This window comes from Enterococcus sp. LJL120, from assembly GCF_054871765.1.
Genome location: NZ_JBTXLV010000001.1, coordinates 140,261 through 151,846 on the forward strand (window position 1 = coordinate 140,261; position 11,586 = coordinate 151,846).

An 11,586-nucleotide genomic window follows, 5' to 3' on the forward strand; every position below is an offset into this window, starting at 1 on the left:
GTATGAAAAACAAAGTATTAGTTCTCCTAAGCCTGAAGGTGGTTTTCTGGGGAGCGTTCGGAGCTGCTGGCGAAAATCAAGCCGCTACCGGAGCTGGACAAGTGACTGTTGAAGGTGGCATTACGTTTTATGAAGAATCGACAGCACCTTCGACAAGCTCTAGCAGTTCAACAACCGGGTCGCTGCCTTCAACAGGAGGCAAGCTTCCCCAGACTGGTGAAGTCATCAGAAATTATGGTATCGCTGGTGCCGGTGTTTTAATTTTACTCTTGCTTTTCCTTTTCTATCGTAGAAAAAAAGGAAGGGAGGAGCAGCGATGAAATTCAAACGTTTTATTACTGTTCTACTTGGTAGCCTTTCATTGCTAGCTCTGTTTTATACAGGACAGCCAGTGAGGGCAGCTTCTGAAAGTAATTTATCTGGAAACGGCACTGTTGATGTTTTGGATACTGGGGTAACGATTCCGGTTGATCCCGAAAATCCCGGAGCAAATGTTGACCCCGGGGAAGGCCCATCTACTGAAGGGCCGCTAAGATTTGATTTTGTTTCAAGTCTTAATTTCGGACTTGTAGAGTTGACAGACGGGGACAAGGAATTTCATTCACTGGCGCAACTATTTCATAGTGAGACTGGACCCCGTGGTTATTATGTGCAGGTGACCGATCAGCGAAAGGACAGTTCAGGTTGGGAGCTACAGGTGGCCCAAGATAGTCAGTTTAATAATCGAGTCATTCAAACTCTTTCAGAGCAGGAATTAGCCGGAGCTTATCTTTCTTTTGATAACGGCTGGGCAAACAGCGCTGACGGAAAAGGACTGCCAGTGGTGACGCGAGACACGATTAAAATTTCTGAATTTAATGTGGGCTATACTGTTGCAACTGCCAGTACTACCCAAGGTAAAGGGGTTTATACCATTGCTTTTGGGGCGTCAGCTGAAAATACAAGCAATCAAACAAATACGTTGACTGCTTTAACAGATGCAGATGGAACCGCGGTTATGGATGACACCTACAACAAACAGGCTTATAGCAATTCAGCAATCAAACTATTTATTCCCTCTGGTACGCAGATTTATCCAGTCAATTACACAACCACCTTGACTTGGAGTTTAATTGCAGGACCGACTGAATAAAACTAACTTTAGACAAACTGGAGAAACTCTCCATTTGTAAATAAAAACCATAAAATAGGAGGAACAAAAAATGAAATTTAAACGGTTAAGTGCAGCTGCTTTAATAGCAGCAATTGGGGCAATGACAGTGGCACCATTGGCAACAGGGGCAACAGCGCAAACACATGATGTAACATCAGAAGGAACAGTTGATGTTAAACAAGGAACAATTGATCCTACTACGGATGCCATTCCCGATCCAGAAGTACCAGCAAATGCAATCTTTCCTGCTGCAACAGAACTAGTGTTATCAACAGTAGCGACCGATCAAACAATCGGGATGGTCGGTGCTACTCAACTACGTTTCCCTGAAATCAACACTGGCAACAAAGCACAATCTGTTAATGCACCTGCTTTTACAGGAACTTTGATGAATCGCGAAGACAACACAGACGCTGGGACTCCAGTAACTCGGGGTAACTTCATCACTTGGAGTGATATCCGGGCATCAGGGAATGCCGGCTACACAATTAGCGCTCAGATGACTAGTCCATTTACTTCTTCATCTACAACAAACTCTAAAGTGATGTCAGCAGCAGAAATTCGTTATACAAATCCAATCGTTGGAACTTTGGATAACAATGCAGCAACGCCTGCACCGAATGTTTCAGCAGCAACATTTAACTTAAGCTATGACGCACAAGGCACTGCCACACCAATCGTTGTAGCAGAAGAAGCAACGACTGGTGATTTGACAGGTCGTGGTTCTTGGACATTGGCATGGGGCTCTACTAATGGCTCTGCTGATACCTCTGGCAACTCCGTTAGCCTATATGTTCCAACTGGTGCTGGTTTAGTAGAAGACACTTATACTGCTGAAATCACTTGGACATTAGGCTACAACGCTTAATCTATTTGAAGATAAAAGCTTTGTTTAAAGATTACGCAGCTTTTTATAAAGCTTAAAAAATCTCAGCTGACCTGAAACAATTTTTAAGAGAAATTGTTTCAGGTTTGTCTTTTCAAATTTGTACATAAAGCAATTGGCTTTTTAAAAATTTTACAGATACTCGAGGACGAAAAATGAAAAATAAACAACGCATATTAGGACTGATTCTTGTCAGTATTTTGGGATTCTTGACGGTAGTCTTTTCTCTACCGCTGGCTACTGTGGCCTCTGAAAGTGAAGTAAATGGACCGAGCTTGGGCATTGAACCAGTCTATCCTGATAATCAAACGGATACGCGCCTAAGTTATTTTGATTTGATGATGACGCCTAATCAGCAGCAGACAATTTCAATTCAGGTGACCAATGGTTCCAGTGAAAGCGTGACGGTGGATTTAGCTTATAATGGTGCCAAAACTAGTAGTCAAGGTAATATTCAATATGGCACAACCAACATTGAAAACGATCCGTCTTTGCAATATGATTTTGTCAATTTAATTACTGGGCCGGAAACATTGGAGATACCAGGAAATTCTACGGTCTCACTAGATTTAGCTTTGCAGATGCCGGAAGTCGCTTACGACGGCGTTATTGCGGGGGGTGTGACTTTAACGCCGAGCACCTCTGAAGCAACAGCTAGTTCAGGCAGTGGTGGGGTTGTGAATAATCGCTACTCCTATTCGATATCCGTTTTATTGCGGGAAAATATGACAGAATTACAGCCGGATTTGCAATTTAATCGGGCCTACGCGGAACAGCAAAATTTCCGCAATACGATTTTTGTCAGCCTGTCAAATGTGATTGCAACTTATACGAATAATTTGACAATTGACGCTCAAATTAGTGAACAGGGTAGCGAAACCATCCTGTGGGAGTCCCGCAAAACAGCAATGCGGATGGCGCCAAACAGTTCAATTGCTTTTCCAATCAGCATGAATGGGGAACGGATGGTCGCCGGCATGTATACGGCTCATGTTAAAGCCTACGCTGGTGATTTGTCCTGGGAATGGACCGAGGATTTTGAAATCACCGAGGATGAAGCAGATCGATTTAATGCATTAGATGTAGGACTGTCCCAAGATCGTGGCTTGGACTGGCGTTTAGTGGCAGCAATTGTCGGCGGGGTGCTAGCTGTCATTTTATTGGCAGTATTAGTGATCCGCCAAATCAGAAAAAATAAAAAAGCCAGCAAAAGGAAAGTCATCAAAAAGGGCCAACCACGTAGAAAATGACACAGAAGAGTTAGGGGATAGACATGACAATTTTAGAATGGCTGATTATTATTGGCATCGCAGTAGCGATTATTGCCTGCATTTTTACTCTAATTTTTCTTTATTTAACAATTAGTCGTCAAAAAAAAGTATCAAAGCTCAGCAAACGACCGCCTAAAAGTAAAAAGCGTCGCCGCCGCTGGGAAAAATTGCGCCAGCGTTATCTTCGTCAAAAAAATAGTGCTTTGCGGTCTTTGATAATTTTTCTTGTTATCACCTTTATTTTCGGCGGGGGAACGGCGTATGGCATGTACTATCAGTCCACAAACCTTTCCTCAGACGATGCCGAGGCGGTGGTTCAGTCTTATTTTTTGGTGCACACCTTTGAAACGCAGCTGACAGAAGCGGCAAACGGTGAAGGGGAGGAAGATGCAGTGACCCGCAATTTGCAGTATTTGGCAACTAGCTTAGCCAGTTATGGCAGTAAAAATGCCAGCAGCTTAAATACTGTTGAGGGGCAGAGTGTCTTGAATCGCTATTATGCCGCAATTGGTGAACTGGGTATTAATGCCAGTCGGCAGGTCAGTGAATTCTATGGCAATCCAGATTTAGCCGCAACCTACACTAGCAGTTTAGAACGCATTACCAGCTTAGAGGAGGCTGCTTTCAGCTATTATGAGGTCGATCAGGATATGTTAGACCAAGAGATTACTGCCCAACAAAGCCAGTAATGCAAGATGACGAACAGCAGACAACTCACTTGAGCTGTTTTGCTGTTTTTTCTTAAAGGAAATTTTCTAAGGAGGAGAACATGAATTGTTTTCGGCATAAAATTTTTCAAAAACTGCTTATCAGCCTGTGCTGCAGTTTGTTTTTATGGATTGGTTTTGTTCCCATCAAGGCTTTGGCTACCAATACCGAGAATTCAGCAGCGGCCTCGCAAGATATAGCCAATGCGATGGGCTTCACCTTTACGATGGTCTACCCTGAAAATCAAACGGATCAAACGCTCGGTTATTATGATCTAGTTTTAACCCCTGAGGAAAAACAGACTGTCTCAATTGTTTTAACCAATCCTGGCGCTGAAAGTATTGATATTGCAGTTGCTTTAAATGGTGCGAAAACGAATCGCAGCGGCAATATTGAGTATAGCAAAAATGACCTCCCAAAGGATGATTCTTTGAAATATAGCTTTGAAGAGCTGGTCAGCGGACCTAACAGCCTAACTCTTGCGGCAGGAGAGACAAAAACTTTAGAACTTGAAATTCAGATGGTGCCAGAAAAATTGACGGGTGTCATTGTAGGGGGCTTACAATTGATGCGGCAAAATCAAGTCGCTGATGAAACGACCGATAGCCAAGCGACTTCACAAATATTCAATCAATATGCCTACTTAATACCGATTGTTTTACAGCAAAACACTGAAGTAATCCCACCGGACCTGCAGTTTAACCAAGCCTATGGCGGACAAAGCAGCGGTCAAAATGTTGTCTTTATTAATTTTTCTAATGTAGCCGCAACATTCGTTAATGACATGACGGTGGCAGTTCAAATTGCGACTGCTGACAGTCAAGCTGTGCTTTATGAAACCAAAAAAACGCAAATGCGGATGGCTCCTAATTCCTTAATTGAATTTCCCGTGCCGATTGAAGAAGGAACGATGCAAGCCGGCGAGTATGTTGCCAATATTCAAATTACAGCCGGTGAATTAAGCTGGGAATGGCAGGAGTCCTTCGCTATTACAGACGGGGATGCCAATCAATACAACGAACGGACAGTTGGTCTACTTGATGGCAATGAACAAAATTGGCAGGTGATAGTCGGACTGTTACTGGGTTTTGTGTTGATTGTGGTTGGTGTATTTTTCTTTGTTAGATATTTGAGAAAAACAGCTGCACAGAAAAACAAAAATAGAAGGAAAAAACCAGACTCTCATTGAAATTTTCTATTTATGACGATTGTTGTGGACTACTATTTTTTTAGGCTGTTTGTGAACAGTTGCCGTAACAAAAATCTTGCGGAATTATTTGGCAGAAGAGGAGAGGCAAAGTAGATGAGGCGAGGTAAAAAAGAGCCCTTAGTTCAAAGCACAAAAAAGAGCAAAACAACTACTAAAATCGGGCAGCAGCCGGCCGCTTCAAAGAAGAAAACGAAGCCTCCGAAAAATGTAAAAAAAAGTAAGAAAAGCTCCAACGCTACTGCTAAAAATGTAGTTAAGCAGACTACTTCAAAAAGAAAAAAGCGCACGAGTCAATCAAGTGTGAATAGGCAAAAGAATAAATCTCTAAAAGAAAAGGAGCCCACAAACCAATATATCCCCACTGAGGAACTAAACGATCTTTTAAGGGCTAAGAAAAAAAAGCCAAGAGCGAACAGACCAAAAAAGGCTGAGAAAACGACAGATAAAAAGCTTTCTAAAAAAAAGCTTTCTAAAAAAAAATCGCCTCATAAAGCAAATCTCAAGCAGAATTTTCCTAGAAAAAAAAATCCCAAAAAGGAACGACCTAAAACAACTACTTCTACTTCACAAAAGCTTGGAAAAAAAAGAAAGAACAGCACGACGCAAAAACAGAAAAAGAACTCAACAACCTTAATTCGTGATTTTGTGTTAGTTTTTATGGGAACAGCTCTGATTTTTTTTCTTATCGGCTCTTTTTTACTTACTATTGGCAGCATGAAGGGGTATGGTATGATGCCCACTTTGCACAATGGTGATACAGTGATTATTCGCCGAACCAAAGAAATCAACACGATGGACCTTGTGGCCTTTCAGCAGGGCAATAGCTTGCAAATTCGCAGAGTTATTGGCAAACCTGGAGACACTGTGACTTATCAAGACGATGAATTACGTATCAACGGCGAATTAAAAAATGAGCCCTTCATTATTGATGAGATTAACGAAACCCAAAAAAATGGCAGCCAATATACGCAGGATTTTACTTTACAGACTTTAATTAAGCTGCCCGCTCTTCCGGAGGATTGCTATCTCGTGCTTGGGGACAACCGTCCTTATGCGGCAGATAGTCGCAGTTATGGATTGATTACCAAAGAGCAGCTGGTGGGAGTGGTGTCGCTGAGGATTCTGCCTTTTACAGGAGTGAGGTTCTTTTGATTTTACAGCTGAATTAATGGAAGATTTTATTATGAGAGTGGCAATTTTTCTCTGTTGAAAATTGTTGATTAGTTTTAAGAGGCTAGCTTTTTTCTGTATTATGAATATTCTAAAAAGACTTGACTCATGTGCTTCAAATGTTGATGTATTTGAGAGTTTAGGTAATGCAGCACTCTCAAGCACTTGAAAGCTAAAAAAGTTCGCCGAAGAATATCTTCTCCGGCGAACTTTTTTAATTCATATTAATCTTACAAATAGTATTTCTTCGCAACAGTTAAATCATCGTTTAATTCATAAACTAATGGTTGGCCTGTTGGGATTTCAAGGTCCATGATATCATCATCAGAGATGCCTTCGATATGTTTAGCTAAAGCACGTAAAGAATTACCGTGAGCTGCTACTAAGACAGTTTTATTGTCTAATAAAGCTGGGGCAATTTGATCTTGCCAGAAAGGTAACGCACGTTCTAGAGTAACTTTTAAGTTTTCGCCTCCAGGAACGTCGCGAGGGTCTAACATGGAGTAGCGGCGATCTTTGGCAGCAGAGCCTTCATCAGTTGCTTCTAAAAGTGGAGGTAAAGTGTCATAAGAACGACGCCAGATGTGAACTTGCTCGTCACCGTATTTTTCAGCGGTTTCTTTTTTGTTTAAGCCCTGTAATTTTCCATAGTGGCGTTCGTTTAAGCGCCAAGATTTAACAGTTGGCACCCAAAGTTGGTCAGAGTATTCTAAGATGTAGTTACAAGTTTTGATGGCACGCGTTAAAACTGAAGTGTAGGCTACGTCGAATTCGATGCCGGCTTCTTTAATTTTACGGCCGCCTTCTTTGGCTTCTTCAACACCTTCTGGAGCTAGGTCAACGTCAACCCAACCGGTAAATTGATTCAAAGCATTCCATTCGCTAAGACCATGACGAGAAAAAACTAATTTTGGCATGTGATAAATCTCCTTTAAAATTTTTTCTGAAAATTTCAATTCCTCATCTATTGTACAAAACTTTTGCTGATTTTACCATTGAAAAATCGGCAAAATCACGACTTTGAGAAATTTTTAACTATCTTTTTTCGAGAGTTTTGGGACCTTCTGGATAACCAACGATGACTTTGCCAGTTAAACCAATGAAAAGACCATGTTCGACGACGCCCACTGTGGTGTCTAATTCCTGAGCGAGGGCAGGGACGTCATTAATTTGCTGCAAATGCAAATCGATGATGTAATGGCCGCCATCAGTGACTAGGACTTGTCCAGCATCATTTTTGCGTAACTTTGGTTCATAGCCTTTTTGGTCAAATAAAGTAACAAGCTGTTGATGACCATAAGGCACAACTTCAACCGGTAAAGGGAATTTCCCTAATTTTGCTACTATTTTGGATTCATCGACAATCCAAATGTTTTGACGGGAATAGGTTGCGACAACTTTTTCAAAGAGCAAAGCTGCACCGCCGCCTTTAATGCCGGAAAAATCGGAATCCACTTCATCAGCGCCGTCAATCGTTAAATCAACGTGAGTAACTTCATCAATGCTTTTCAAAGGGATTCCCAAGCCTAACGCTTGTTTTTCAGTAGCTTTAGAAGTAGTCACTCCAGTAATCTTCAAGCCTTCCTCCTTCATTCGCCGACCAATTTCTTCTACCATATAGTAGGCTGTCGAGCCGGTTCCCAAACCGACTATCATGCCATCAGTTACATACTTAGCGGCCTCAATGCCTACCATCTCTTTTAAATTCATCTGTGCACACCCTTCAAATAATTTATATAAGACTCCAGTCTATTGTAGCGTTTTCCAGTTGAAAAAACAGTATCAAAAGTAGATATTCTCCATATTTTTCCGTGGAAAAAAAGGGGTAGCTAAGGGAAATAAGTCCCATAAGAATAAAAAGTTTCTGAGGAATCGCAAAAAATCTTAAAGAGTCGTTGACAGCATAAAAAAACCATGATATTCTATCAAAGGTGCTTTGTTTACAGGTCTCTCTATTGAGACGTGCTGACTGTGTTAAAGTACACGCTTGATGAAGAATGCAGAGAATGCATTATTTTTTATCGCCATAAAAGAACCACCTGGATGTGTGGGTCTAGTGAGCGAATCGAGGAAGGAGGAAAACAAGGAATGCCTACAATTAATCAATTAGTACGTAAACCTCGTAAGTCAAAGGTGAAAAAATCTAATTCACCAGCTTTGAACAAAGGATATAACAGTTTTAAGAAGGTCCAAACAGATATCAATTCACCTCAAAAACGTGGGGTAGCAACTCGTGTGGGAACTATGACACCTAAAAAACCGAACTCAGCTTTACGTAAATATGCTCGTGTTCGTTTGTCTAACTTAATCGAAGTTACTGCTTATATCCCAGGTATCGGCCACAATCTTCAAGAACATAGTGTTGTCTTGATGCGTGGTGGACGGGTTAAAGATTTACCAGGGGTACGTTACCATATCGTTCGTGGCGCTTTGGATACTGCCGGTGTAAACGATCGGAAACAAAGTCGTTCTAAATATGGTACTAAACGACCTAAAGCTTAATTTCAATTATTAGTGAAACTAACAATATTATAATAGAAGAGATTATTTCGGAAGGAGGAGTTACGGATGCCTCGTAAAGGTCCTGTTGCAAAACGTGATGTTTTACCAGATCCAATGTATAACTCAAAATTAGTAACTCGCTTAATCAACCGTGTAATGGTTGACGGAAAACGCGGAACAGCTGCTAATATCATTTATAATGCTTTTAACAACATCAAAGAATCTACTGGTAATGATCCATTAGAAGTCTTTGAACAAGCTATGAAAAATGTTATGCCCGTGCTAGAAGTTAAAGCACGTCGTGTTGGGGGTTCAAACTACCAAGTCCCAGTTGAAGTACGTCCAGAACGTCGCACAACTTTAGGTCTTCGTTGGATTGTTAACTATGCGCGTCTTCGTGGTGAACACACTATGGAAGAGCGTTTAGCGAAAGAAATCATGGATGCCGCTAACAACACTGGTGCTTCAGTTAAGAAACGTGAAGACACACATAAAATGGCTGATGCCAACCGTGCATTTGCACATTATCGTTGGTAAGATTTTCTTTTTCAAGAAAATCTTATCTATACACTCGATATACAGAGAGGAGAAAAAAGTAGAATGGCCAGAGAATTTTCGTTAGAAAACACTCGTAACATCGGTATCATGGCCCATATTGACGCCGGTAAAACAACTGCGACTGAACGGATCTTGTACTATACTGGTAAAATCCATAAAATTGGTGAAACTCATGAAGGAGCTTCTCAAATGGACTGGATGGAACAAGAACAAGAACGTGGTATCACTATCACATCAGCTGCGACGACTGCACAATGGAAAGGTCATCGTATCAACATCATTGACACTCCTGGACACGTGGACTTCACAGTTGAAGTAGAACGTTCATTGCGGGTTCTTGATGGTGCTGTAACAGTTCTTGATGCTCAGTCTGGGGTTGAACCACAAACCGAAACTGTTTGGCGTCAAGCGACTACTTATGGTGTTCCCCGGATTGTATTTGCAAACAAAATGGATAAAATTGGGGCAGATTTCTTATACTCTGTAACAACTTTACACGATCGTTTACAAGCAAATGCTCATCCAATTCAAATCCCAATCGGCGCTGAAGATGATTTCACTGGAATTATTGACTTAGTCAAAATGAAAGCTGAAATGTATGTCAATGACTTGGGTACTGAAATTGAAGAAACCGACATTCCTGCTGATTACTTAGAATTAGCAACTGAATGGCGTGAAAAGTTAATCGAAGCTGTTGCTGAAACAGACGAAGATTTAACCATGAAATATTTAGAAGGCGAAGAAATCACTGAAGCTGAACTAAAAGAAGGTATCCGTAAAGCAACCGTTAACGTTGAATTTTACCCAGTCCTTTGTGGTTCTGCCTTCAAGAACAAAGGGGTTCAATTATTATTGGATGCCGTGTTAGATTACTTACCTTCACCATTAGATATCGAAGCAATCAAAGGTATCGACCCTAAGACAGATGAAGAAGTTGAACGTCCAGCTGACGACAGCGCTCCTTTCTCTGCTTTAGCCTTTAAAGTTATGACTGACCCATTCGTAGGTCGTTTAACTTTCTTCCGTGTGTATTCTGGTGTCTTACAATCAGGATCATACATCCAAAACGCAACAAAAGGTAAACGTGAACGTGTTGGACGGATCCTACAAATGCACGCAAACTCTCGTTCTGAAATCTCTGAAGTGTACGCTGGAGATATCGCTGCGGCAGTTGGTTTGAAGGATACAACAACTGGGGATACTTTATCTGATGAAAAGAATTTAGTTATTCTTGAATCAATGGAATTCCCTGAACCCGTTATCCAAGTTGCGATTGAACCTAAATCAAAAGCTGACCAAGATAAAATGGGTACAGCGCTACAAAAACTTTCTGAAGAAGATCCGACCTTCCGGGCTGAAACTAATCCGGAAACTGGCGAAACAATTATCGCTGGTATGGGCGAACTTCACTTGGACATCATCGTTGACCGTATGCGTCGCGAGTTCAAGGTGGAAGCTAACGTAGGTGCTCCTCAAGTATCTTATCGTGAAACATTCCGTGCTTCTACTCAAGCGGAAGGTAAATTCGTCCGCCAATCTGGTGGTAAAGGTCAATACGGTCACGTATGGATTGAATTTACTCCAAATGAAGAAGGCGCTGGCTTTGAATTTGAAAATGCTATCGTCGGTGGTGTGGTTCCTCGTGAATACATCCCAGCCGTTGAAGCTGGTTTGAAGGATTCTATGGAGAACGGTGTTTTAGCCGGTTATCCAATGGTTGATATCAAAGCAAAACTTTACGACGGTTCTTACCACGATGTCGATTCAAATGAAACAGCCTTCCGTGTTGCCGCTTCAATGGCATTGCGTGCGGCTGCTAAGAAAGCTAATCCAGTTATCCTTGAACCAATCATGGGCGTTGAAGTTGTTATCCCAGAAGATTACTTAGGTGATATTATGGGTCACGTAACTGCTCGTCGTGGTCGTGTTGAAGGTATGGAAGCTCGCGGAAACTCTCAAGTAGTTCGTGCGATGGTTCCATTGGCTGAAATGTTTGGTTATGCAACTACTTTACGTTCAGCAACTCAAGGTCGTGGTACATTTACAATGACCTTTGACCATTACGAAGATGTGCCTAAGTCTGTTCAAGAAGAAATCATCAAGAAAAACGGCGGCAAATCTGAGTAAT

12 protein-coding genes are annotated in these 11,586 nt (G+C 41.5%); 10 read left to right on the forward strand and 2 right to left on the reverse strand.

All coding sequences use genetic code 11. From position 1 onward, the window contains the following. Window positions 1–2 precede the first annotated feature (2 nt). The 7 genes from ACYSNU_RS00650 to lepB all read left to right on the forward strand — a co-directional run bounded on the left by ACYSNU_RS00650 (window position 3) and on the right by lepB (window position 6,380). Window positions 3–320: an LPXTG cell wall anchor domain-containing protein gene (locus ACYSNU_RS00650; protein WP_461735327.1), complete on the forward strand. Its 318-nt coding sequence runs from the start codon at window positions 3–5 to the stop codon at window positions 318–320. Then, entirely contained in the window at window positions 317–1,132 is an 816-nt protein-coding gene (locus tag ACYSNU_RS00655) for a WxL domain-containing protein (RefSeq protein ID WP_461735328.1), read from the forward strand. Before ACYSNU_RS00650 ends, ACYSNU_RS00655 begins: the two co-directional genes overlap by 4 nt. A gap of 70 nt (window positions 1,133–1,202) precedes the next feature. Beyond that, the gene (locus ACYSNU_RS00660; RefSeq protein WP_461735329.1) at window positions 1,203–2,021 is read left to right on the forward strand and encodes a WxL domain-containing protein; all 819 of its coding nucleotides are present in this window, start codon (window positions 1,203–1,205) and stop codon (window positions 2,019–2,021) included. Between the two features lie 173 nt (window positions 2,022–2,194). Continuing rightward, window positions 2,195–3,289: a DUF916 and DUF3324 domain-containing protein gene (locus ACYSNU_RS00665; protein WP_461735330.1), complete on the forward strand. Its 1,095-nt coding sequence runs from the start codon at window positions 2,195–2,197 to the stop codon at window positions 3,287–3,289. A 23-nt stretch (window positions 3,290–3,312) separates the two neighbouring features. Beyond that, window positions 3,313–3,999 carry a hypothetical protein gene (locus ACYSNU_RS00670; protein WP_461735331.1) on the forward strand — a complete coding sequence of 229 codons (687 nt, stop codon included), beginning with the start codon at window positions 3,313–3,315 and terminating at the stop codon, window positions 3,997–3,999. An 80-nt stretch (window positions 4,000–4,079) separates the two neighbouring features. Continuing rightward, on the forward strand, window positions 4,080–5,207 hold the full coding sequence (locus ACYSNU_RS00675; protein WP_461735332.1) for a DUF916 and DUF3324 domain-containing protein: 1,128 nt from the start codon (window positions 4,080–4,082) through the stop codon (window positions 5,205–5,207). 114 nt (window positions 5,208–5,321) lie between these two features. Then, window positions 5,322–6,380, forward strand: a complete 1,059-nt coding sequence (gene lepB / locus ACYSNU_RS00680) for a signal peptidase I (RefSeq protein ID WP_461735333.1) — start codon at window positions 5,322–5,324, stop codon at window positions 6,378–6,380. A gap of 248 nt (window positions 6,381–6,628) precedes the next feature. On the opposite strand, the gene gpmA is transcribed toward lepB, so the two are convergent. Together gpmA and rpiA are read right to left on the reverse strand one after the other, a co-directional pair. Beyond that, the gene (gene gpmA, locus ACYSNU_RS00685) at window positions 6,629–7,315 is read right to left on the reverse strand and encodes a 2,3-diphosphoglycerate-dependent phosphoglycerate mutase (RefSeq protein ID WP_461735334.1); all 687 of its coding nucleotides are present in this window, start codon (window positions 7,313–7,315) and stop codon (window positions 6,629–6,631) included. A gap of 118 nt (window positions 7,316–7,433) precedes the next feature. After that, entirely contained in the window at window positions 7,434–8,108 is a 675-nt protein-coding gene (rpiA, locus tag ACYSNU_RS00690) for a ribose-5-phosphate isomerase RpiA (RefSeq protein WP_461735335.1), read from the reverse strand. A gap of 378 nt (window positions 8,109–8,486) precedes the next feature. On the opposite strand from rpiA, the gene rpsL reads away from it, so the two are divergent. The 3 genes from rpsL (at window position 8,487) to fusA (ending at window position 11,585) form a co-directional block, all read left to right on the forward strand. Beyond that, on the forward strand, window positions 8,487–8,900 hold the full coding sequence (gene rpsL, locus ACYSNU_RS00695) for a 30S ribosomal protein S12 (RefSeq protein WP_265455944.1): 414 nt from the start codon (window positions 8,487–8,489) through the stop codon (window positions 8,898–8,900). A gap of 66 nt (window positions 8,901–8,966) precedes the next feature. Next, a complete protein-coding gene (rpsG, locus tag ACYSNU_RS00700; protein ID WP_265455942.1) occupies window positions 8,967–9,437 on the forward strand; it encodes a 30S ribosomal protein S7 in 471 nt (156 codons plus the stop codon). Between the two features lie 63 nt (window positions 9,438–9,500). Next, window positions 9,501–11,585 (forward strand): elongation factor G, encoded by a 2,085-nt coding sequence (gene fusA / locus ACYSNU_RS00705; RefSeq protein WP_265455941.1) that lies wholly within the window; start codon window positions 9,501–9,503, stop codon window positions 11,583–11,585. The last annotated feature ends 1 nt before the right edge of the window (window position 11,586 follow it).

What these genes read in the sequence shown, in the direction of transcription:
- ACYSNU_RS00675 (WP_461735332.1), top strand. Translation starts at nt 4,080, where the DNA reads ATGAATTGTTTTCGGCATAAAATTTTTCAAAAACTGCTTATCAGCCTG.
- rpsG (WP_265455942.1), top strand. Translation starts at nt 8,967, where the DNA reads ATGCCTCGTAAAGGTCCTGTTGCAAAACGTGATGTTTTACCAGATCCA.
- gpmA (WP_461735334.1), bottom strand. Translation starts at nt 7,315, where the DNA reads ATGCCAAAATTAGTTTTTTCTCGTCATGGTCTTAGCGAATGGAATGCT.
- rpsL (WP_265455944.1), top strand. Translation starts at nt 8,487, where the DNA reads ATGCCTACAATTAATCAATTAGTACGTAAACCTCGTAAGTCAAAGGTG.
- ACYSNU_RS00660 (WP_461735329.1), top strand. Translation starts at nt 1,203, where the DNA reads ATGAAATTTAAACGGTTAAGTGCAGCTGCTTTAATAGCAGCAATTGGG.
- ACYSNU_RS00665 (WP_461735330.1), top strand. Translation starts at nt 2,195, where the DNA reads ATGAAAAATAAACAACGCATATTAGGACTGATTCTTGTCAGTATTTTG.
- rpiA (WP_461735335.1), bottom strand. Translation starts at nt 8,108, where the DNA reads ATGAATTTAAAAGAGATGGTAGGCATTGAGGCCGCTAAGTATGTAACT.
- ACYSNU_RS00650 (WP_461735327.1), top strand. Translation starts at nt 3, where the DNA reads ATGAAAAACAAAGTATTAGTTCTCCTAAGCCTGAAGGTGGTTTTCTGG.
- fusA (WP_265455941.1), top strand. Translation starts at nt 9,501, where the DNA reads ATGGCCAGAGAATTTTCGTTAGAAAACACTCGTAACATCGGTATCATG.
- ACYSNU_RS00670 (WP_461735331.1), top strand. Translation starts at nt 3,313, where the DNA reads ATGACAATTTTAGAATGGCTGATTATTATTGGCATCGCAGTAGCGATT.
- lepB (WP_461735333.1), top strand. Translation starts at nt 5,322, where the DNA reads ATGAGGCGAGGTAAAAAAGAGCCCTTAGTTCAAAGCACAAAAAAGAGC.
- ACYSNU_RS00655 (WP_461735328.1), top strand. Translation starts at nt 317, where the DNA reads ATGAAATTCAAACGTTTTATTACTGTTCTACTTGGTAGCCTTTCATTG.